We start from the raw sequence: 21,993 nt of genomic DNA, 5'->3' as shown, positions 1-21,993 counted from the left end.
CATCCAGGAGAAATGATCCGATGCTGACCATCGGTGAGCTGGCGTCGTACGCCGGAGTGACGGTGCGCGCGGTGCGGCACTACCACGCCAAGGGGCTGCTGCCCGAGCCGGAGCGGGACCACTCCGGCTATCGGCGGTACGGCGCCGACGCAGTCGTCGAGCTGATCAGGATCCGGACCCTCGCCGAGGCCGGGGTTCCGCTGGCGCGCGTACGGGAGCTGCTCCGGGCCGGTGAGGAGGAGTTCGCCGCGGCGGTCGCGGAGATCGACCAGCGGCTGCGGGCGGAGATCCGGGAGCGGCAGCGGCACCGCGCGCGGATCGCCCGCCTCGCCTCCGGGGACAGCCTGGCGCTGTCCCCGGAGGTGGTGGAGTTTCTCGACCGGCTGCGGGCGCTCGGGGTCGACGAGCGGATCGTCCAAGTGGAGCGCGACGGCTGGATCCCGCTGGCCGCGCACGCACCCGAGCGGGTCCCGGAGTGGATGGCGCGCAAGCGGGAGCAGATCGCCGACCCGCGGTTCATCGGCTTCTACCGCACCCTGGGCCAGGCGCTCGACCGCGCCGACGACGATCCACGGCTGGACGGGCTGGCCGACGAGCTGGCCGCCTACCTCACCGGGATGGCCGAGGAGCGGGGCGAGGACTACATCGACGACGCCGAGATCGAGCCACCGCTGGTCAGGGTGATGGACGCCCTCGCGTTCGACGCCATGCCGTCGGCCCGCCGGCTGATCGAGCTGCTGGGGCAGCGGGGCTGGACCGGCTGGACCAAGGTCGGGCGCGTCGCCCCGGATGCGGCCGGACCACGGGGGGCTGAGCAGAAACGGGGGCCTCGGCGGATGGGGCCTCGGCAGATGGGGCCGAACGGGTGAGGATGGGCGCATGACCGCCACCTCGCGTGCCCATTCGTTCAACGCGGCCGCCGCCCAGTACGCCGCGAACCGCCCCTCCTACCCGCCCGCGCTCTTCGACGCCGTCGAGGAGCTCGCCGGACGCCCCCTCGCGGGCGCACGCGTCGCCGATGTCGGCGCGGGCACCGGAATCGCCACCGCCCTGCTGCGTGAGCGCGGCGCCGAGGTGATCGCCGTCGAGCCGGGCGCGGGCATGGCGGCCCAGCTCCGCCGGACGCTTCCGGACGTGCCGATCGTGCGGGGCGACGGCAACGCCCTGCCGCTCGCCGACGCCTCCCGCGACCTGATCACGTATGCGCAGTCCTGGCACTGGACCGACACCGGCCGGTCCGTTCCGGAGGCGCTGCGGGTGCTGCGCCCGGGTGGCGCGCTGGCGGTCTGGTGGAACACCACCGCCTTCGACGTGCCGTGGATCGCCGCCCAGGCCGAGCGCGTCGCGGCCCACTCCGGTGTGACGTCGACCCCTCATGTGGGTCCGGACGACAGCCGCGCCGCCCGGCTCGCGGGCCTCTCCGGTCTCCGTGTCACCCGCCGCCATGTGCGCTGGAGCCGCGTGGTCTCCCTCGACACCCACCTGGCCAACGTCACCAGTCACTCGGCGTTCCTCGTCCTCGGCGAGTCCGGCACCCAGGCGTTTCTCGCCGACGAGCGCGACCGGCTGCGCGAGCTCTTCCCCGACGAGAGGGTGGAGGAGACCTATCTGGTGGACCTCCTGGTGGCCGCCCGGCCCTGACCGGCACCCGGGTGCCCCGGCCCTGACCGGCACCCGGGTGCCCCGGCCCTGACCGGCACCCGGGTGCCCCGGCCCGCCGCGACCCGTGCCCGCCACGTTTACCGGCCCGGTCGACGGCTACTCCTGTGACGTGCGTCGTGCAGCACTGCCTTCGGGCAGCACTACCGAGGAGGTGCCGTGGCTCAGGTATCGGATTTCGTGCTGACTCGGCTGCGGGAGTGGGGGGTGGCGCGGGTCTTCGGCTATCCAGGGGACGGGATCAACGGTCTGCTCGGGGCGTTCGACCGCGCCGCCGGCGACCCCGAGTTCATCCAGGTCCGGCACGAGGAGATGGCCGCGTTCATGGCCTGCGGCCACGCCAAGTTCACCGGCGAGGTCGGAGTCTGCGCCGCCACCTCGGGCCCCGGCGCCGTCCATCTGCTCAACGGCCTCTACGACGCCAAGCTGGACCACCAGCCGGTGGTGGCCATCGTGGGCCAGCAGAAGCGGCTCAGCCTCGGCACCCGCTACCAGCAGGAAATCCACTTGGACCGGCTCTTCGCGGACGTGTGCGAGTACTGCGAGATGGTCACCCACCCCGGCCAGGCGCGGCATGTCATCGACCGCGCCTTCAAGACCGCGCTGACCACCCGCGGCGTGGCGACCATCGTGATCCCCAACGACATCCAGGAGGAGGACGCCCAGCCCTCCCCGCCCAAAGCACACGGCTCGGTGTTCTCCAGCGTGGGCTGGAGCCGCCCCCGCGTGCTGCCCGACCCCGATGAGCTCCGCCGTGCCGCCGATGTCCTCAACGAGGGCGAGCGGGTCGCCATCCTCGTCGGCCAGGGCGCGGCCGACGCCGCGGGCGAGGTGGTCGGAGTGGCGGAGCTGCTGGGCGCCGGGGTGGCCAAGGCGCTGCTGGGCCGGGATGTCCTCCCCGACGACCTGCCCTATGTGACCGGGCCGATCGGTCTGCTGGGCAGCACCGCCAGCGACAAGATGATCAAGGAGTGCGACACCCTCTTCCTGATCGGCACCAGCTTCCCGTATTCCGAGTGGCTGCCCGACGAGGGGCAGGCCCGAGGCGTCGAGATCGACATCGACGGCCGCATGATCGGTATGCGCTACCCCATGGACGCCCATCTGGTGGGCGACGCGAAGGAGACCCTCAAGGCGCTCCTGCCGCTGCTGCGGCGCAAGGAGAAGCGGAGCTGGCGGAAGAAGGTCGAGAAGGATGTGCGGGAGTGGCTCACCATCTGCGACACCTGGGCCGGCCAGCACTTCGGGGACACCATCAACCCCCAGTCGGTGGCCGCCGAGCTCTCCTCGCGGCTGCCGGACCGGGCGATCCTCACCGCCGACTCCGGGTCGGCCACCAACTGGTGGGCGCGCCATCTGAAGCTGCGCGACGGGATGGACGCCTCGCTGTCCGGCACCCTGGCCACCATGGGGCCCGGGGTGCCGTACGCGATCGCGGCGCGCTTCGCGCATCCCACCCGCCCGGTGATCGCCTTCGTGGGGGACGGTGCCTTCCAGATGAACGGCATGAACGAGATGATCACCGTCAAGCGCTATCTGGACCGGCTGGCGGGCGGCCCGCCACTCGTCTTCTGCGTCTTCAACAACCAGGACCTCAACCAGGTGACCTGGGAGCAGCGCGCCATGGCCGGGGACCCGAAGTACCCCGCCTCCCAGGTCATCCCCGACATCCCCTACGGGGCGTACGCCGAGCTGCTGGGGCTGCGGGGGATCCGCTGCGAGTCCCCGAAGAAGGTCGGCAGGGCCTGGGACGAGGCGCTGGCCAGTGACCGGCCGGTCGTCCTGGAGTTCCTGGTCGACCAGGAGATCGCCCCGATCCCGCCCCATCTCATGGTCCCCATGGCGAAGAAGACCGTGAAGGCCGCGCTGCACGACCCCGAGCTGGCCGGGATCGCCCACCGGGGCATCCGGCAGAAGGTGGCCCAGTACGCCGAGCGCCTGCCGGGACGCGGGCACGCCTGACGGAAGGGGAAGTGCGGCATGCGTACCTCGAGCGGGCTTGAGGGGGCGCTGCGTGCGGAGGTGGACGCCGAGGTCAGGTTTGACGCGGGCAGCCGGGGCGCGTACGCCACGGACGGCTCCAACTACCGCCAGGTGCCCATCGGCGTCGTCGTCCCGCGCGGTGTGGAGGCCGGGGCGCGGGCGGTGGAGGTGTGCGCCCGCTTCGGCGCGCCGGTGCTGTCGCGGGGTGGCGGCACCAGCCTGGCCGGTCAGTCCACGAACACCGCCGTGGTGATCGACTGGAGCAAGTACTGCCACGCCCTGGTCTCGGTGGATCCCGAGGCGCGCACCTGTGTGGTGGAGCCGGGGCTGGTGCTGGACGAGCTCAACCGTCAACTCGCCGACCACGGGCTGCAGTTCGGGCCGAAGCCGTCCACCCACAGCCACTGCGCGCTGGGCGGAATGATCGGCAACAACTCGTGCGGAGCCTCGGCGCAGGCGTATGGCAAGACCGTGGACAACGTGCGCCGCCTGGAGGTCCTCACCTACGACGGCGTGCGCATGTGGGTGGGGCCGACGTCCAGGGCGGAGCGGGCGCGGATCGCCGCGGCGGGCGGCCGCCGGGCCGAGATCTACGACGGGCTGGACCGCGTCGTCGGCGAGTACCTCGCGGACATCCGGCGCGGCTACCCGAAGATCCCGCGCCGGGTCTCCGGCTACAACCTGGACTCGCTGCTGCCGGAGAACGGCTTCGACGTGGCCCGCGCCCTGGTGGGCAGCGAGGGGACCCTGGTGACGGTGGTACGCGCCGAAGTGGACCTGGTGCCCGTACCCCCGTACCAGTCGCTGCTGGTGCTCGGCTACGACGACATCTGCGCCGCCGCCGACGATGTGCCCCGAATCCTGGAACGCTGCACCCCCGGGGAGCTGGAGGCCCTGGACGGGCGGATGGCCCAGCTGATGCGCGAGGAGCACGCGTACCTCGAATCCCTCAACTCCCTCCCCGAGGGCGGCAGTTGGCTGATGGTGCAGTTCAGCGGGGACACCCAGGAGGACGTCGACGGGCAGGCACACGCGCTGCTGCGCTCGGTGGGGCGGGACGAGAAGGACGCCACGGTGGCCTTCTCCGACGACCCCCGGCGCGAGCAGCGGATGCTCAGGGCCCGCGAGGCGGGACTCGGGGTGACGGCGCGCCCGCCGGACGACCGGGAGACCTGGGAGGGCTGGGAGGACTCCGCCGTCCCGCCCGAGCGCCTGGGGGACTATCTGCGCGATCTGAAGGACCTGTTCGCGGAGTTCGGCTACGACCATCCGTCGCTGTACGGCCACTTCGGGCAGGGCTGTGTGCACACCCGCATCCCGTTCGGGATGACGACCGCCGACGGCGTGGCCGACTTCCGCCGCTTCCTGGAACGCGCCGCCGACCTGGTGGTCTCGTACGGCGGCTCGCTGTCCGGCGAGCACGGGGACGGCCAGGCGCGGGGCGAACTGCTCACCCGCATGTTCGGCGAGCGCCTGGTGACCGCGTTCGGCGAGGTGAAGGCGGTGTTCGACCCGGGGAACCGGATGAACCCCGGCAAGGTCACCGGCCCGAACCCGAGCCCTGGCGAGTCCACCGGCCCGGATACGGCCACCGGCCCGGATACGGCCACCGGCCCGAACCCGGTCGACGGTCAGCTGCGCCTGGGCCCGGGGTGGCGGCCGACGACCCCCGGCACACACTTCGGCTACCCCGACGACGAACACTCCTTCACCCGCGCGGTCATGCGCTGTGTCGGCATCGGCAACTGCCGCGGCCACCACGGCGCCGTGATGTGCCCGTCGTACCGGGCCACCAAGGAGGAGGAACACTCCACCCGCGGCCGGGCCCGGCTGCTGTTCGAGATGCTCGACGGCCACCCGGACTCCGCCGTCACCGACGGCTGGCGCTCGACCGAGGTCCATGACGCCCTGGACCTGTGCCTGGCGTGCAAGGGCTGTAAGTCCGACTGCCCGACCGGTGTCGACATGGCGACGCTCAAGGCCGAGTTCCTCGCCCATCACCACGCGGGCCGCCCGCGCCCGGCGGCGCACTACTCCATGGGCTGGCTGCCGGTGTGGGCCCGGCTGTCCCGCATCGCGCCCTCGCTGGTCAACACCGTGGCCAGGGCGCCGGGTGTGGCCGGTCTCGGCAAGCGGCTGGCCGGTGTGGACGGCGCACGCCAGGCGCCCGTGTTCGCACCGCGGTCCTTCCTCCAGTGGTGGCGCGCCCGCGCCACCGAGGAGCCGGACCCGGCCGATCCGCGGACCGTGGTGGTGTGGCCCGACACCTTCAGCACCTACTTCCACCCCGCGGTCGCCATCTCGGCCGTCCGGGTGCTGGAGGACGCCGGATTCCGGGTCGCCGTACCGGCCGAGCCGGTGTGCTGCGGTCTCACCTGGATCTCCACCGGGCAACTGGCCACGGCGAAGAAGGTGCTGCGGCGCACGCTGCGGGTGCTGCGGCCCTACCTCGAGGCGGGCACCCCGGTCATCGGCCTCGAACCCTCCTGCACCGCGGTGTTCCGGGCCGACGCACCCGAACTGATGCCCGCCGACCAGGACGTGGGGCGGCTGGCCGGACAGTTCCGCACCTTCGCCGAACACCTCGTCCACCACGCCCCCGACGGCTGGCGGCCACCCGCGCTCACCCGGCAGGCCGTCGTCCAGACCCACTGCCACCAGCACGCCATCATGAAGGACGACGCGGACCGCGAACTCATGCGCCGCGCCCACCTCGTCACCGACGTCCTGGACGAGGGCTGCTGCGGTCTGGCCGGAAACTTCGGCTTCGAACGCGGCCACCACGAGGTCTCGATGGCCATCGCGGAACAGGGTGTCCTGCCCGCCGTGCGCGCGGCCGCCCCCGGCAGCCTGCTGCTCGCGGACGGCTTCAGCTGCCGCACCCAGATCGAGCAGGGCGACACCGGCCGCGGGGCCCTCCACCTGGCCGAGGCGCTGGCCCTGGGCCTCGACACCACCCTGCCGAGCGAGCGGCCCGAACGCCTGGCCCAGCGCGCGGCCCCGCCCTCCCGCGCGGCCCGCTGGGCGACCACCGCCGGTGCCGCCACCCTCACGGCGACGGCCGTGGCGGGGGCCGCGGTGGGGGTCGGCCGCGCCGCCTCGCGACGCACGCGCCGCGGGCGAAGGTGACCGCGCGGTGGTGACGGGCCGCGTCGTGGCAGGAGGCGCGGGCGAGCACGTCGTGGACGGGGTGGACAGCGCCGTCTACACGGTGCCCACCGACGCCCCCGAGGCCGACGCCACCCTCGGCTGGGACAGCACCACCCTCGTCCTCACCACCGTCCGGTGCGGCCGGGTCACGGGACTCGGCTACACCTACGCCCCGGCCGCCACGGCCCTGCTCATCGACGATCTGCTGGCCGATGTGGTCACCGGCACCCCGGCCCTCGACGTACCACGCGCGAACGAGGCCATGCACCGCGCCGTGCGCAACGCCGGGCTGCCCGGCGTGGCCGCCCAGGCCATCGCCGCCGTGGACATCGCCCTGTGGGACTGCAAGGCCCGCCTGCTCGACCTGCCCCTGGTCCACCTCCTGGGCAGGGCGCGGGACGAGGTGCCCGTGTACGGCAGTGGCGGCTTCACCACGTACGACGCCGAGCGCCAGGACCGGCAACTGCGCGGCTGGACCGAGGAAGCGGGCATCCCCCGCGTCAAAATCAAGATCGGCGAGTCCTGGGGACGGTACGAGGAACGCGACCGGAAACGCGTCGCCGAGGCCCGTACCAGCATCGGCGACACCACCGCCCTGTACGTGGACGCCAACGGCGGCTACGACGCCAAACAGGCCATCCGCATGGCCGGCACCCTCGCCGAACACGGTGTGACCTGGTTCGAGGAGCCCGTCTCAGCCGACCACCTCGCCACGCTCGCCACCGTCCGTGACCGCGTCCCGATGGAGGTCACGGCCGGTGAGTACGGCTACACCCTGCCGTACTTCGCGCGGATGCTCGCCGCCGGAGCCGTGGACTGCCTCCAGGCCGATGTCACCCGCTGCGGCGGCATCACCGTCTGGCTGCGCGCCGCCGCCCTCGCCCACAGCCAGGGCCTCGAGATCTCCGGACACTGCGCCCCGCACGCCCACGCCCACGCCGCCGGGTCCGTGCCCAACCTGCGCCACCTGGAGTGGTTCCACGACCATGTGCGCATCGAGCGCCTGCTGTTCGACGGCGCCCTCGCACCCGACGGCGGCAGCCTCGTCCCGGGCCACGACGGGGCGCCCGGCCTGGGGCTCACGCTGAACAGCGAGCGGGCACGGCCGTATCGGGTGGCGTGAATGCGTGCCAGACGCCGCACGCTGATCCGACCGGGGATATGACACAGGCTCTGAGCCGTACGGCAGGACGCTCCCGGCCACCCGGCCCGCCACGGGGCCATCCGGCCCCTCGCCCGAGGGCGTTCCGCCCCCAGGACACCGCGCACCGGCGGTGTCACAGTGGACGGCGTCAGGCAGGAAAGGCGGGATGTCGATGCGTGCCCATGTCGGCGACCAGCTGATTGTCGAAAGCCCCACCACCGGTGCCACCACACGGGACGGTGAGATCGTCGGACTCCACCACGACGACGGGACACCCCCCTATGACGTGCGGTGGTCGGACTCGGACCAGATCACCCTGGTGTTCCCCGGCCCGGACGCACACGTTCACCCCATCGGGCAGGAACCGGAACGGCGCCGGGAGGGGACGGGCCGGCGCGGCTCCGCGGCGACCCACCGCACCGCTCGTTCGCTCTCCGAAGCGGTTGTCCTGTCGTTGGTGGCGGACGCCACGGCCGCGCCCTCGATGCACAACACCCAGCCCTGGCGGTTCCAGTACTCCCGGCGCGGCCGCGTGTTCCGTCTCAGGGCCGACCTGCGGGGTGCCCTGCCGCACACCGACCCCGAGCTTCGCGCGCTGCACATCGGCTGTGGCGCCGCCCTGATGAACCTGCGGGTCGCGGTGGCGCACGAGGGCTGGGAGGCGGCGACCCGGCTGCTGCCCGACCCCGTGGACCCCATGCTGCTGGCCTCCGTAACACTGACCCGCCCGCTCGGTGACGAGGCCGATCCGGCCGCCCTGTACCCGGCCGTGCGCACCCGCCACACCAGCAGGTTCCCCTTCGCCGAGACCGAGATCCCCGCGTCCGTGCGGAGCGCCCTCGTCGACGCCGCGCACCGGGAGCACGTCGCGCTGTCCTTCGTGTCCGGCTGGCATCTCCAGTACGTCGTGGACCTGGCGCTGGAGGCCGAGGCCCGCAACCTCACCGACGCCGGGGCCGCCGCGGACCTGGCCCGCTTCACCCGCGCCGCCGACGACACCCGACCGGCCACCGAAGGCGTTCCGGAGTACGCCTTCGGACCCCGGCGCCGGATCGGCAAGGCCCCCGTACGGGACTTCGCGGGCGGCAGGTCCATCCCCGGGCGCCCGACCGCCGACTTCGAGACCTTCCCGCACCTGGTGTTGCTGAGCACCGCCCGCGACCGTCCGGTGGACTGGCTGCGCACCGGCCAGGCGGTGGAGCGGGTGCTGCTGCGCGCCACCCTGGCGGGACTGTCCGCCTCGTTCGTCACCCAGGCCCTCGAATGGCACGACCTGCGCTGGCCACTGCGCGACCCGACATCCGCCATGGCCCATGTGCAGATGGTGCTGCGGCTGGGGTACGGCCCCCGGGGCAGGCAGACCCCGCGGCGGCCGGTCCACGACGTCCTGGACATCGAGCCGTAGAGCTGACAGCCCCGGCCCCCTTCGGCCCGCCGCGCATATCCGGTGGCGGGCCCGGCCGTCCGGCGGTGAGGATCGCGGCATGCATGTCTTCCTGGAGACCGAACGGCTCGTGCTGCGCCCGTTCACCGACGCCGACGCCGACCACCTGTTCGCGCTCGACAACGACCCCGACGTCATGCGCTTCCTCACCGGTGGCAAGCCGACGAGCCGGGAGACGATCCTCGCGAAGACCCTGCCACGGTTCCTCCACGACCACCCGGGCCTCGGGGTCCGCGGCTACTGGGCCGCCGAGGAGAAGGCCACCGGAACCTTCCTGGGCTGGTTCGAGTTCCGCCCCCTGGACGACCACAGCCCCGCCGTGGTGGAGCTCGGCTACCGCCTGAACAAGGCCGCCTGGGGCAAGGGCTACGCCACGGAGGGATCCCGGGCGCTGATCCACAAGGGGTTCACCGACCTCGGCGTGGAACGGGTCACCGCGGACACCATGGCGGTGAACACCGGGTCCCGGCGGGTGATGGAGAAGTCGGGCCTGTCGTTCGTCCGCAGCTTCACCGAGGAGTGGCCGGAGGCGATCGAGGGATCCGAACACGGCGAGGTCGAGTACGAACTCACCCGGGCCACCTGGGAGCGGCGCCGGTAGCCGGTGTGCCGGGGGAGGGACGACCTGGCGCGGCGCCGCCTTTGGCCGGGATCACGTCGAGCGCCCCGGACCCGGCCGGTGGCCGTGGGCCCGGCCCGGGTTCCGCAGGGCGGCTCCGACGGCGGCGATCTTCATCTGGGTGCCCCTTCCGGGGCGGGGGTGGGGACGGAGTCGTGCTGGGGCGTCTCGGGGCGGGCTCGGGTGCGGGTACGCGGCGCAAGCTGTCCCGCGACGATCGCGGCGAGCGAGAGCGCGAATCCCACGAGCTGGACCGGGCCGAGTGTCTGGTCGAGCACGATGGCGCCGAGAACGGCGGCCACCAGCGGCGACAGCAGGGCGAGAACCGCGACCGAGGCGACGGGCAGGCTGGTGATGCCCTGGAACCACAGGGCGTAGGTGAGCAGACCGCCGACCAGCCCCAGCCAGAGGTAGCCGAGGACGGCGGGCGGGTCGATCGCGGGAGGCGCCCCCTCGACGAGGAAGGTGAGGGGCAGCAGGAAGAGCCCTCCCGCCGAGAGTTGCCACCCGGCGAAGGTGGTGGCGCCGACCCCGGCGGGGCGCCCCCAGCGCTTGGTGAGCGTCACGCCGAGCGCCATCGTGACCGCGCCCGCGAGCCCCGCCACGACCCCGACGGTGTCGAGTGCCGCGTTCGGCCCGATCACCACGAGACCGACGCCGACGACGCCCGTCACACCCCACAGGAGGCGCCACAGCGAAAGGCGCTCATGGAGCACGGTGACCGCCAGGACGGCCACGACCAGCGGCTGGGCCGCCGCCAAGGTGGCGGCCACACCACCCGGCAGGCGTTCGGCCGCGATGAACAGCAGCGGGAGGAACAGCCCGATGTTCAGCACGCCGAGCGCCGCGGCCTTCCCCCACCAGGCGCCGCGCGGCAGCGTCCGGGTGAGGGCCAGCGCGATCAGCCCGGCGGGCAACGCGCGCAGGAACCCCGCGAAGAGCGGATGTCCCTCGGGGAGCAGCTCGGTGGTGACGACATACGTCGTGCCCCACACCGAGGGAGCGAGCGCCGTCAGCGCGGTGCGTGGCAGGTTTCCGTGGCGAACACCGCCGGCCCCGCCGGAAGCCACGTGTGTGGTGTGCCGTGTCATGCCTCGAAGTCTCATCTCGGAGCCATTGATGAGTCCAACACATGTTTGTCACCACATCGATCTCGATTCACGATGGATCCATGGAGCTTCAGCAGATGCGGTACGTCGTCGCCGTCGCCGAGACGAACAGCTTCACCCGGGCCGCGGAACGGTGTCTGGTCGTCCAGTCCGCCCTCAGCCACCAAATCGCCCGGCTGGAGAAGGAGTTGGGCGCGAGACTCTTCGAGCGCACCAGCCGCCGGGTGCGGCTGACACCGGCCGGTGCGGCCTTCCTCCCGGCCGCCCGGCAATGCCTGGACGCCGCCGAGCGCGCGGCCGCCGAGGTCGCCGCGGCCGTCGGGGAGGTACGCGGACGGCTCGCCGTGGGCCTGATCCCCACCGTCACCGCGGTCGACATCCCGGGCGCGCTGCGCGACTTCCACGAGCGGTACCCGCGCGTGCGCGTCAGCCTGCGGGTGGGCGCGAGCGACGACCTCGTCGAGCAGGTCAAGGAGGGCGCCCTCGACGTGGCGTTCCTCGGTCTGCCGACCACCGCCCGCCCGCAGGGTGTCGCCGCCCATGAACTCGCGCGTGACCGGCTCGTCGCCGTGGTCGCGCCGGACCACCCCCTCGCCGGGGAGTCACAGGTCGACCTGCGCAGGCTCTCCGCCGAGGTGTTCGTGGACCTCCCGGCCGGGACCGCCGGGCGCGCCCAGTCCGACCTGGCCTTCGAGGCCGCGGGGCTCACCCGTGACGTCGCCTTCGAGGTGACCAGCGCCGAGTTCATCGCCCGGCTCGTCGGGCCGGGCCTCGGCGTGGCGATGCTTCCCACCGCCTACGCGCCTCATCTCGCGGGCGTCGTCACCATCGGGGTCGCCGACGCACCGGCCCGGGTCGAGTACGTCATCTGGAGCCGCTTCAGCCGCACACCGGCGGCGACCGCCTTCCTCACGGCGCTGGACATCACGCCCACGGAAGCCTGACGGACGCGACGGACCCGGGCCGCCCCGCCCGTCAGGACGGCGCGCGGCCGCCGCCAGGACCCGACGGCCGCACGGGTCGTACAGCCCGAACACCGCGTCCGGCCGGCCCTCGCCGGTCAGCAGGGCGTCCAGCCCCCGTCCCGCCGAGTCGTCATCGTCGAACGGGACCACGCACGGCCGCACCCCGGCCCGCGCGACGTCAAGCGGCTGCGCGATGTCGAGGCCACCTTCATGGCGCCCGCAGATCGCCGGGACGGCCGTCGAACACCAGCGGCAGACCGCGGGCGCGCAGCACCCGCAACACGGGGTCGCCGGGCGGGCCGTCCGGCACCACCACCCCCGCGGCGGGCAGCGTGCGCCACATGTGCTCGGCGGGCCCGAGTCCATCGCCGTCACCGCGAGCCCCAGGGTGCGCCCGCCGCTGCCCGCCGGGCCGTGACCGAGCGCGCCGGCCATCGCCCGCACCCGGGCCCGCGTCGCCTCCGAGACCCGGCCGGTGCCGTTGAGTACGTTGGACACCGTCGTGGTCGACACCCGCTGACGTGGTGCATGGGGGGTGGGCGATCGGGGACGGCGGTCGACCGGATGAGTTACGGGCCCGACTCCGGGAACGCGCCACGGAACGGAAAGGACGACGCAAATGCCCAAGATCGCCATCATCCTCGGCAGCACCCGCCCCGGCCGCAACGGCGAGGCCGTCGCCCGGTGGGTCTTCGATATTGCCCGGCAGCGCACCGACGCGGAGTACGAGCTCGTCGACATCGCCGACTACCGGCTCCCCCTCCTGGACGAGGCGGTCCCGCCGTCGCGGGGCCAGTACTCACAGCCGCACACCAAGGTCTGGGCGGAGAAGATCGCCTCCTTCGACGGCTATGTGTTCGTCACCCCCGAGTACAACCACTCCATCGCCGGCGCACTGAAGAACGCCATCGACTTCCTGTACGCCGAGTGGAACAACAAGGCCGCCGGTTTCGTCGGCTACGGCGGCGCCGGTGGCACCCGCGCGGTCGAACACCTGCGCCTGGTCATGGCCGAGTTGCAGGTGGCCGATGTGCGTGCGCAGGTCGCCCTGTCCCTGCTCACCGACTTCGAGAACTTCAGCCGATTCACCCCCGCCGAGCACCACACCGGGGCCGTGCACACCCTGCTCGACCAGGTCGTCAGCTGGAGCAAGGCGCTGGCCACCGTCCGCGCCGCCTAAGCGCTCCGCGGGAAGTGCCGCGAGGTGCGGTCGTTCATCCGCGGCTGCGTCGTGGCCGGTCGCGCAGTTCCCCGCGCCCCTGCGGGGCGACACGGGTGACCCGCGGGTCGGTGCGGTCCGGTGTGCCGGACCTGGCCGGCAGCGGATGGCGGCCGGTCAGCCAGTCCCGGCGCAGCAGCGGCAGGGTGCGCTCCACGTCCCGGACGCCGGTGACCGGCAGCCGCACCTCGAACCGGGTGCCGGGGCGTCCGTCGGGCCGGTCCAGGACGGTGATCCGGCCCCGGTGCAGGGCGATCTGCTGGGCGACCAGGGTCAGGCCGAGGCCGGAGCCGGGGCTGTCCGGGCCGCGCCGGAAGCGCTGGAAGACCTCCTCGCGGCGCTCGGGTGGGATGCCGGGGCCGTGGTCGTCCACGGTGAGCACGGCGAGCGGCCGCCCCGGGTCGCCGGAGTGGCGCAGGGCCACCTCGATATGGGCCGTGCCGTCGGTGGCGCGGCCATGGGTCCTGGCGTTGGCCAGCAGGTTGTCCACCGCCGAGCGCAGCCCCTCCTCCCAGCCGTGCACCAGCAGCCCCGGCGTGGCGCGCACGGACACCTCGGCGTCCGGATGGGTGCGCCGCAGGTCGGAGACGGACGCGTCCACCACCTCCGTGAGGTCCAGCGACGCGAACGCGTCCGCCTCGACCAGGTCGCCCTGCGCGAGCGCCCTGAGCATCACCAGCAGCCCCAGCAGCCGGGCGTGTTCGCGGCCCAGGTCGTCGACCACCTCCGCCCGGTCGGCCGGGTCAAGGCCGGGGTGGTCGGCGAGGATGTCGATGTTGGTGCGCATGCTCATCAGCGGGGTGCGCAGTTCGTGGGACGCGGTCGCGGCGAACGCGCGGGCGGTGGCGAGTGCCTCCCCGGTGCGTTCGACCTGCTCGTCGTAGCGGGCGAGCACGGTCTGCAGCGTGTACGCCAGGTCGTCGACCTCGCCGATACGGGTCGGCGTGTGCTCCAGGCGTACGGCGCTGGTCCTCGGGTCCAGGCCGCCGGCGCGCCGCTGCAGCCGCCGCAGCGGCAGGACCGCTCGGGCGGCGATGGCCCAGGTGGTGGCCCCGGCCAGGGGCGCGGCCAGCAGCGCCCCGAACACGACCCGTTGGCGCACCAGCGCCAGTTGCTCCTCGGCGGTGTCCGGCGAGAACAGCCACAGATTCGGCGTGGTGCCGTTTCTCGCGTCGCCGACACGCAGCGACAGGACCAGCCAGTCCGTGTCGCCGGAGGTCACGGTGACCGGCTTCGGGGCGTTGCGGGGCAGCGCGGGGAACGGATCGGGCCGCGGCCCGGCCGAGATCGTGCCCCCGGGCGCGTCCAGCCGGATGCCCACGTCCCGCGCGGAGTTGACCAGCCGGCGCTGCCGGGCCCGCTCCATGACCGGGCGGTCGGTCCCGGCGACCTCGAGGTACGCCTTGGTGTTCTTGGCGACGACCGTGGCGCGAGCGCGCAACTGGGAGTTCTGGTGTGCGCGCAGGTCGTCGCCGACCAGGCGCAGCAGCAGCCATCCGGAGGCCAGCACCAGCAGCGGCACGCTCAGGCCGACCGCGAGCGCGATACGGGTGGACAGCCTCATGGCGCCTCCCCGGATGCCGTTTCCCCGGGCAGTCCGTGGTTGCCTGCCATGCGCACCTCTGTTCCGCGGCGGTCGAACGCGTCCGTCCGAGGATCAGATCAAAGCATCGACACGGCCCGTGTCTCCAGACCGAACCGGCGCGGCACCGGCGACCGCCGCCCGCGCCCCGCTGTCAGGAGCCGAGAGCCCCGGTGAGCGCGTCCGTGAAGCGGGACGCCGCCCGCACAAGGCTGGGCCGGGGGTCGGCTCCCGCTCGTTCGCACGCCGTTCTCATGTGTGCGGGAACGGCTCGGTCAGCGACGCGAGCACATGGTCGGCCGCCGCGGCACGCAGTTGCTCCACGGAGTAGTGGCCGCTCGCGACCCCCACCGCCGTCGCGTTCGCCGCCCGCGCGGCCTCGATGTCGAGAGGGGTGTCCCCGACCACGTAGACATCGGAGCGGCCCAGATCGTGCCCGTGCAGCCGGGCGGCCTTCGCCATCGCCAGGCGGGTGATCTCCGCGCGGTCCGGGGAGTCCGAGCCGTAGGCGCCGAACACGAAATAGCGGCCCAGCCTGCCCGGTTCCATCTTGATCCGGGCCGCGCCCTCCATCGCGCCGGAGATGAGCCCGAGGATGATCCCCGCGTCCGTGATCCGCCGCAGGGTGTCTTCGACGCCGTCCATGACGCGATACCCCTCCGAGGTCCGGATGTCCTCCGAGAGATGCCACAGATACGCCGCGTACAGGCGGGCCATCTCATCGTGACTGGGGTCGCGGCCGAGCACGGCCCGGAATGTCTTCCGGCCGACCTGCGGATCCGTCTCCCCGGCCGATGTGTGCGTTCCGATGTCGGCGGCCACGCCGTGCAACCGGGCGAAGGCCCAGGCCCAACTCCGCGCCCCCGAGCCTCCGGTGTGGACCAGGGTTTCGTCGATGTCGAAGAGCACCGCTGTCGGTCCGGCCATCACACGTTCTCCTCCGGTTCCGCCTGTTTCCAGGGTGCGTGGTGGCACCGGAGGCGGCCAGTTGCGGGGCCGCGGGGTTGGTGGTGCCGTGGAAATGACGGAGGCAGTGCGCCCGAAGGGCCGAGAAGGGAAGCGACCATGGGCACCACCAACCGCAGCCTGCGAGCCGACCTGCTCGTGATCGGTTTCGGCAAGGGCGGCAAGACGGTGGCCGCCACGATGGGTGGACTCGGCAAGCGCGTGGTGCTGGTCGAGCGGTCGGCGCGGATGTACGGCGGCACCTGCCCGAACGTCGGCTGTGTGCCGACCAAGGCACTGGTCCACCACTCCCGCAAGCGCCGCCCGGAGGATGCGCCACAGGAGTGGTACGAGCGTTCCGTCGGCGAGGTGCAGGCGCTCACCAAGCTGTTCCGCGGTGGCAACTACGACGGGCTGAGCGACATGGACACCGTCTCGGTGATCACCGGGACCGCCGCGTTCACCGATCCGCACACCGTGCGCGTCGAGACCGCCGACGGCCCCCTGACGGTCACCGCCGAGACGATCCTCATCAACACCGGATCGGAGCCGATCGTCCTCGACATCCCCGGCCTGCGGACCAGCCAGTACACCGTCACCAGCACCGAACTGATCGACACCACCATCCTCCCGGAACGGCTGGCGATCATCGGCGGCGGCTATCTCGGCCTCGAATTCGCCTCCATCTACGGGCAGTTCGGCTCCGAGGTCACCGTGCTCGAGGCGGCCCCGAAGGTGTTCGGGCTGGTGGACGACGACGTTGCCGCCGTCGCCGAGGGCATCCTGGTGGACGAGCGCATCGAGATCGTCACGGGGGCCGCCGTCACGGAGGTCCGGGACGGCGAAAGCTCCGCGACCGTCGTCTACGAGACGGACGGCCGACAGCACACGCTGGAGGCCGACGCCGTCCTGGCCGCCACCGGCCGCGCACCGGCCACCCGCGGCCTGGCGCTGGACGCCGCCGGAGTGCGCACCACCGAGCGCGGCGCGGTCGAGGTCGACGAGCATCTGCGCACCAGCCGGCCGCATGTCTTCGCCCTCGGAGACGTCAACGGCGGGCCGCAGTTCACCTATATCTCCCTCGACGACAGCCGTATCGTCCTCGACCAGCTCCTCGGCGAGGGCAAGCGGTCCACCGACGACCGGGTCGCCATCCCGCACACCGTCTTCATCACCCCGCCGCTGGCGACCGTCGGGCTCACCGAGAAACAGGCCCGTGCCGCCGGGCACCGGGTGCGGATCGCGAGTCAGCCGGTCGCCGAGATCGTCGCCATGCCGCGTGCGTACATCGTCGAGGACACCCGTGGGGTGATGAAGTTCGTGCTGGACGCCGAGACCGACGAGATCCTGGGCGCCGCCCTGCTCAGCGTGGACGCGCAGGAACTCATCAACACCGTCGCGCTCGCCATGCGCCACGGCATCCGGGCGGCCGAGCTCCGCAACGCCGTCTACGCCCACCCCACCTCCACCGAGGCCTTCAACGATGTCCTCGCGACGATCGTCCGATCCGACACATAGCAGGCCGCACAGACACCCATCGAGCGCACGGAGGGCGGCGTCGCCATGACCGACCTGGACACGCTGTCGGTGAACACGATCCGCGGACTGTGCATGGACGCGATCCAGAAGGCGAATTCGGGGCACCCCGGAACGCCCATGGGGATGGCGCCCGTCGCGTACACACTGTGGCAGCGGTTTCTGCGCTTCGATCCCGCCGATCCCATCTGGCCGAACCGCGACCGCTTCGTGCTCTCCGAGGGCCATGCCTCCGCCCTGCTCTGGTCGCTGCTGCATCTGACCGGTGTGCGCACGGTCGACCCCGAGTACGAGGTGCTGGGCCGTCCGGCGGTGACCCTCGACGATCTGAAGTCCTTCCGGCAGCTCGACTCGCGCTGCCCCGGCCACCCCGAGTACCGCTGGACGAGCGGCGTCGAGACGACCACCGGCCCGCTCGGCCAGGGCGTCGCCACCTCCGTCGGCATGGCGATCGCCGGTCGGTGGCTTGCGGCGAGGTACAACCGCGACGACTTCACGCTCTTCGACTTCGATGTGTACGCGCTCGCCGGGGACGGCTGCATGATGGAGGGCGTCTCCGCCGAGGCGGCCTCGCTCGCCGGACACCTGCGGCTGTCCAATCTGTGCTGGATCTACGACTCCAATCGGGTCACCATCGAGGGCCACACCGACATCACCTTCACCGAGGACCTCGCCGCGCGCTTCCTGGCCTACGGCTGGAACGTGACCACCGTGGCCGACGCCAACGACCTGGGCCGGATCGGCCGCGCCTGCCACTCCTTCCGGGCCGAGGCCGAGCGCCCGACCCTGATCCTCGTCCACAGCCACATCGGGTACGGCTCGCCGGTCGAGGACTCGCCGCAGGCACACGGGTCGCCGTTCGGACCGGAGGGGGTCAAGGCCACCAAGCGGGCACTCGGCCTGCCACCCGACGCCGACTTCCACATCCCCGACGGTGTGCCCGACTGGTTCGCGCGGGGCATCGGCGCACGCGGCGGCCAGTTGCGCAACCACTGGGAGAAGACGTTCGACGCCTACCGGGGCGCGTACCCCGAGCTCGCCGACGAGCTGGAGCGGATCCAGCGCCGTGAGCTGCCGGACGGCTGGGAGACCGCGCTGCCCACCTTCCCGGCCGATCCGAAGGGCCTGGCGAGCCGCGACTCCTCGGGCCAGGTGCTGAACGCGGTGGCCAAGGCGGTGCCCTGGGTGCTCGGCGGCTCCGCCGACCTGGCGCCGTCGACCAAGACCCGCCTCACCTTCGGCGGTGCGGGCGACTTCCAGCCGTACGACCGCGCCGGGCGCAATCTGCACTTCGGCGTGCGGGAGCACGCCGCCGCCGCGGTGGCCAACGGGATGGCGCTGACGAAGCTGCGTCCGTACTGGTCCGGGTTCCTGATCTTCTCCGACTACGCCAAGGCGGCCATTCGCCTCTCCGCGCTGATGGAGATCCCGACCGTGCACATCTTCACCCACGACTCCATCGGGGTCGGCGAGGACGGACCCACCCACCAGCCCGTCGAGCAGCTCGCGGGGCTGCGCGCCACGCCCGGACTGCTGGTGTTCCGCCCCGCCGACGCGAACGAGGTCACCGAGACATGGCGGGTGGTCGCCGGTCTCCGCCGGGCGCCGGCCGCGCTGGTCCTCTCCCGGCAGCCCCTGCCCACCCTCGACCGCACCCGGCTCGGGGCGGCCAGCGGTGTCGCGTGGGGTGCCTACGTCCTGGCGGACACGGACCGCGGCGAGCCCGAGGTGATCCTGCTCGCCACCGGCTCCGAGGTGGCGCTGGCCCTGGCCGCACACGAGGAGCTCACCGCCGAGGGCATCGCGTCCCGGGTGGTGAGCATGCCCTGCTGGGAGCTGTTCGACCGGCAGCCGCGTGAGTACCGCGACCGGGTGCTGCCGCCCGCGGTCACCCGCAGGGTCGCGGTCGAGGAGGGCTCCACGTTCGGCTGGGACCGCTATGTCGGCGCGGACGGGGCCATCGTCGGCATGCACACCTTCGGCGCCTCCGCACCCCTCAAACAGCTGCTCACGAAGTTCGGATTCACCCCCGAGCGCGTCGCGCAGGTGGCGCGCGAGCTGGTGGCCCGGGGCTGAGCGGGCAATGACGCGACAGGAGAGCACATGGCTACCGACACCCCCATGCGGCTCGGCATGATCGGGCTCGGCCGGATGGGCGCGAACCTCGTGCGCCGGCTGATGCGCGACGGCCACCGCTGTGTGGTCTACGACGTCAACGAAAACACCGTACGGGAAATGGCGGGCGAGGGCGCCGTCGCCGCCCGCTCGCTCGGCGACCTGGTGACGAAGCTGGAGCGGCCACGGGCGCTCTGGCTCATGCTGCCCGCCGCCGTCGTACAGCCCACCCTCGACCAGCTCACCGAGCTACTCGACCCGGACGACGCCATCATCGACGGTGGCAACTCCTACTACCGCGACGACATCACCCGCGCGGCACAGCTCGCCCCGCACCGCATCCACTACCTGGACTGCGGAACCTCCGGCGGGGTCTGGGGACTTGAGCGCGGCTACTGCCTGATGATCGGCGGTGCGGACGGGCCCGTCGCCCGGCTCGACCCCATCTTCCGCACCATCGCGCCCGGCAGCGGCTCCGCCGAGCCGACACCGAACCGGCACACCGACGGAACGGCGCCGCAGGGCTATCTCCACTGCGGCCCGAGCGGAGCCGGCCACTTCGTGAAGATGGTCCACAACGGGGTCGAGTACGGCATGATGGCCGCGATCGCCGAGGGGCTCAGCATCATCGACCACGCGGACGTCGGCCTGCGCAAGCGCGCCGCCGACGCGGAGACCACCCCGCTGCGCGAGCCGGAGGCGTACCAGTACGAGATCGACGTCGGCGAGGTGGCCGAAGTGTGGCGCCGCGGCTCGGTCGTGGGCTCCTGGCTCGTCGACCTCACCGCCGACGCGCTGGCCCGGTCGCCGAAGCTGGACGAGTTCACCGGACATGTCTCGGACTCCGGCGAAGGGCGCTGGACGGTACGGGCGGCGGTGGACGAGGGCGTGCCCGCCGCCGTGATCAGCACGGCGCTCACCGACCGCTTCCAGTCCCGGGGCCTGGGCGAGTTCGCCGACCGGGCGCTGTCCGCGATGCGCAGCGAGTTCGGTGGACACGCCGAGAAGGGGAGCGGGCGATGACGGCACCGGACGATCATGTGATCGTGCTCTTCGGCGCCACCGGCGACCTCGCCAGGCGCAAGCTGCTCCCCGGGCTGTTCCACCTGGCCGCCGCGGGCCTCCTCCCCGACGGTTACCGCATCGTGGGCTCGTCCCCGTCCCGGTCGGCGATGAGCGACGACGCGTTCCGCACCCTCGCGCATGACGCGGTCGCCACCTTCGGCCGGTCCAAGCCGACCGGGCCGGTGTGGAAGTCCTTCGAGGAGTCGCTGTCCTACGGCGCGGCCGACCCCGAGCAGCCCGGCCCGCTGCTCGCGGCCGTACGGGCGGCGGAGGACTCCCTCGGCGGGCCGTCCCGCAGACTGTTCCACCTGGCCATTCCGCCCTCGGCGTTCGCGTCCAACATCGGCATGCTCGGCGACACGGGCCTGGCCGAGAACGCGAAGGTGATCGTGGAGAAGCCCTTCGGCACCGATCTGGCCTCGGCGCGGGCGCTCAACGAGACGATCAACGCGGTCTTCGACGAATCCCGGGTCTTCCGCATCGATCACTTCCTCGGCAAGGAGTCGGTGGACAACATCCTCGCCCTCCGCTTCGCCAATGGCATGTTCGAGCCCAACTGGAACCGGGACCACATCACGTATGTGCAGATCGACGTCCCCGAGACGCTCGGCCTGGAGGGCCGTGGCCACTTCTACGAGGGCACCGGGGCCTTCCGGGACATGATCGTCACCCATCTGATCCAGGTGCTCGGCATCGTGGCGATGGAACCGCCGGTCTCGCTCGCCGCCCAGCCGTTGCGCGACGAGAAGGACAAGGTCTTCGCGGCGTTGCGCCCCATCGGGCCCGGGGATGTCGTGCGCGGCCAGTACGAGGGCTACCTTGACGAACCCGGGGTGGCCCCCGACTCGACGACCGAGACGTTCGCCGCGCTGCGGGTGGAGGTGGACAACTGGCGGTGGGCCGGGGTCCCGTTCCATCTGCGCTCCGGCAAGAACCTCGCACAGCGCCGCCAGATGATCACCCTCGGACTGCGCGAGCCGCCGCTGCGGATGTTCCCCACCGACCTCGCCGACCAGGAGCGGAACCGGGGCAACAAGATCATGATCGACTTCGGGGACCCCGGGTGGATCGCCACCCGCTTCCTCACCAAGGAGCCGGGCCCCGCCATGCGGCTCGAACCGGCCACGATGGCCTTCGGCTACGCCGGGTCGTTCTGCGAGGAGAACGGGCTCGAGGGCTATGAACGCCTGATCCTGGACGCCATGCTGGGCGACCAGTCGCTGTTCACCCGGGCAGGCGGCATCGAACACATCTGGGCCGCGTCGACCCCCCTCCTGGAGAACCCACCGCCGGTCCAGCCCTACGCCGTCGGCTCCTGGGGCCCCGAACCGGCCGTCAGCGAACTGATCGCGCCCCACCCGTGGCATCTGCCGGACGCCGCCGAGGTCATGCCCGGAACGTTCGGGACGCCCGGAGCGTCCGGGGGGCCAGGAACCGGCTCATGACGGGGACCGGCGC

General features: G+C 72.4%; 17 protein-coding genes and 1 pseudogene. 13 read left to right on the top strand and 5 right to left on the bottom strand.

The window, feature by feature from the left end; all coding sequences use genetic code 11:
* Positions 1-20 precede the first annotated feature (20 nt).
* The 7 genes from NP777_RS33160 to NP777_RS33125 all read left to right on the top strand — a co-directional run bounded on the left by NP777_RS33160 (position 21) and on the right by NP777_RS33125 (position 9,981).
* Positions 21-869: a MerR family transcriptional regulator gene (locus NP777_RS33160; RefSeq protein WP_256653867.1), complete on the top strand. Its 849-nt coding sequence runs from the start codon at positions 21-23 to the stop codon at positions 867-869.
* Between the two features lie 10 nt (positions 870-879).
* Positions 880-1,641 (top strand): class I SAM-dependent methyltransferase, encoded by a 762-nt coding sequence (locus tag NP777_RS33155; protein WP_256653866.1) that lies wholly within the window; start codon positions 880-882, stop codon positions 1,639-1,641.
* 177 nt (positions 1,642-1,818) lie between these two features.
* Positions 1,819-3,621, top strand: coding sequence for a thiamine pyrophosphate-requiring protein (locus tag NP777_RS33150; RefSeq protein WP_256653865.1), 1,803 nt, complete (start codon positions 1,819-1,821; stop codon positions 3,619-3,621).
* A gap of 18 nt (positions 3,622-3,639) precedes the next feature.
* Positions 3,640-6,771: an FAD-binding and (Fe-S)-binding domain-containing protein gene (locus NP777_RS33145; RefSeq protein WP_256653864.1), complete on the top strand. Its 3,132-nt coding sequence runs from the start codon at positions 3,640-3,642 to the stop codon at positions 6,769-6,771.
* A gap of 10 nt (positions 6,772-6,781) precedes the next feature.
* A complete protein-coding gene (locus NP777_RS33140) occupies positions 6,782-7,915 on the top strand; it encodes an enolase C-terminal domain-like protein (protein ID WP_256653863.1) in 1,134 nt (377 codons plus the stop codon).
* Positions 7,916-8,102: 187 nt separating this feature from the next.
* The gene (locus tag NP777_RS33130) at positions 8,103-9,341 is read left to right on the top strand and encodes an Acg family FMN-binding oxidoreductase (protein WP_308405289.1); all 1,239 of its coding nucleotides are present in this window, start codon (positions 8,103-8,105) and stop codon (positions 9,339-9,341) included.
* A 79-nt stretch (positions 9,342-9,420) separates the two neighbouring features.
* Positions 9,421-9,981: a GNAT family N-acetyltransferase gene (locus tag NP777_RS33125; protein WP_256653862.1), complete on the top strand. Its 561-nt coding sequence runs from the start codon at positions 9,421-9,423 to the stop codon at positions 9,979-9,981.
* A gap of 131 nt (positions 9,982-10,112) precedes the next feature.
* On the opposite strand, the gene NP777_RS33120 is transcribed toward NP777_RS33125, so the two are convergent.
* Positions 10,113-11,090: an EamA family transporter gene (locus NP777_RS33120; RefSeq protein WP_256653861.1), complete on the bottom strand. Its 978-nt coding sequence runs from the start codon at positions 11,088-11,090 to the stop codon at positions 10,113-10,115.
* 80 nt (positions 11,091-11,170) lie between these two features.
* On the opposite strand from NP777_RS33120, the gene NP777_RS33115 reads away from it, so the two are divergent.
* On the top strand, positions 11,171-12,052 hold the full coding sequence (locus tag NP777_RS33115; RefSeq protein WP_256653860.1) for a LysR family transcriptional regulator: 882 nt from the start codon (positions 11,171-11,173) through the stop codon (positions 12,050-12,052).
* A gap of 229 nt (positions 12,053-12,281) precedes the next feature.
* Here the strand turns inward: NP777_RS33115 and NP777_RS33110 are convergent, their stop codons facing one another.
* Both NP777_RS33110 and NP777_RS33105 read right to left on the bottom strand, forming a co-directional pair.
* Positions 12,282-12,416 (bottom strand): hypothetical protein, encoded by a 135-nt coding sequence (locus NP777_RS33110; RefSeq protein ID WP_256653859.1) that lies wholly within the window; start codon positions 12,414-12,416, stop codon positions 12,282-12,284.
* A 119-nt stretch (positions 12,417-12,535) separates the two neighbouring features.
* Positions 12,536-12,709, bottom strand: a pseudogene (locus NP777_RS33105) (hypothetical protein); the annotation flags it as partial.
* Here NP777_RS33105 and NP777_RS33100 point away from each other — a divergent pair.
* Positions 12,693-13,253 (top strand): NADPH-dependent FMN reductase, encoded by a 561-nt coding sequence (locus tag NP777_RS33100; protein WP_256653858.1) that lies wholly within the window; start codon positions 12,693-12,695, stop codon positions 13,251-13,253. The pseudogene NP777_RS33105 and the gene NP777_RS33100 sit on opposite strands and share 17 nt — an antisense overlap.
* 34 nt (positions 13,254-13,287) lie before the next feature.
* Here NP777_RS33100 and NP777_RS33095 read toward each other — a convergent pair whose 3' ends face one another.
* Complete coding sequence (locus tag NP777_RS33095; protein WP_256653857.1) at positions 13,288-14,856, bottom strand: sensor histidine kinase; 1,569 nt, start codon at positions 14,854-14,856, stop codon at positions 13,288-13,290.
* 270 nt (positions 14,857-15,126) lie between these two features.
* Positions 15,127-15,801, bottom strand: coding sequence for an HAD family hydrolase (locus NP777_RS33090; protein WP_256653856.1), 675 nt, complete (start codon positions 15,799-15,801; stop codon positions 15,127-15,129).
* Positions 15,802-15,939: 138 nt separating this feature from the next.
* Between NP777_RS33090 and NP777_RS33085 the strand changes: the two genes are divergently transcribed.
* From NP777_RS33085 to zwf, 4 genes are read left to right on the top strand one after another with little or no spacing between them, the layout of a single operon-like run.
* Positions 15,940-17,337, top strand: a complete 1,398-nt coding sequence (locus NP777_RS33085; protein ID WP_256653855.1) for an FAD-dependent oxidoreductase — start codon at positions 15,940-15,942, stop codon at positions 17,335-17,337.
* 45 nt (positions 17,338-17,382) lie between these two features.
* Positions 17,383-19,431, top strand: coding sequence for a transketolase (gene tkt, locus NP777_RS33080; RefSeq protein WP_256653854.1), 2,049 nt, complete (start codon positions 17,383-17,385; stop codon positions 19,429-19,431).
* Positions 19,432-19,458: 27 nt separating this feature from the next.
* On the top strand, positions 19,459-20,493 hold the full coding sequence (gene gnd / locus NP777_RS33075; protein ID WP_256653853.1) for a phosphogluconate dehydrogenase (NAD(+)-dependent, decarboxylating): 1,035 nt from the start codon (positions 19,459-19,461) through the stop codon (positions 20,491-20,493).
* Entirely contained in the window at positions 20,490-21,980 is a 1,491-nt protein-coding gene (gene zwf, locus NP777_RS33070; RefSeq protein ID WP_256653852.1) for a glucose-6-phosphate dehydrogenase, read from the top strand. The genes gnd and zwf overlap by 4 nt, the downstream gene beginning before the upstream one ends.
* Positions 21,981-21,993: the final 13 nt, after the last annotated feature.

The organism is Streptomyces rugosispiralis, assembly GCF_024505145.1.
Lineage (GTDB): Bacteria > Actinomycetota > Actinomycetes > Streptomycetales > Streptomycetaceae > Streptomyces > Streptomyces rugosispiralis.
This window is presented reverse-complemented; position numbering and strand designations above follow the sequence as displayed.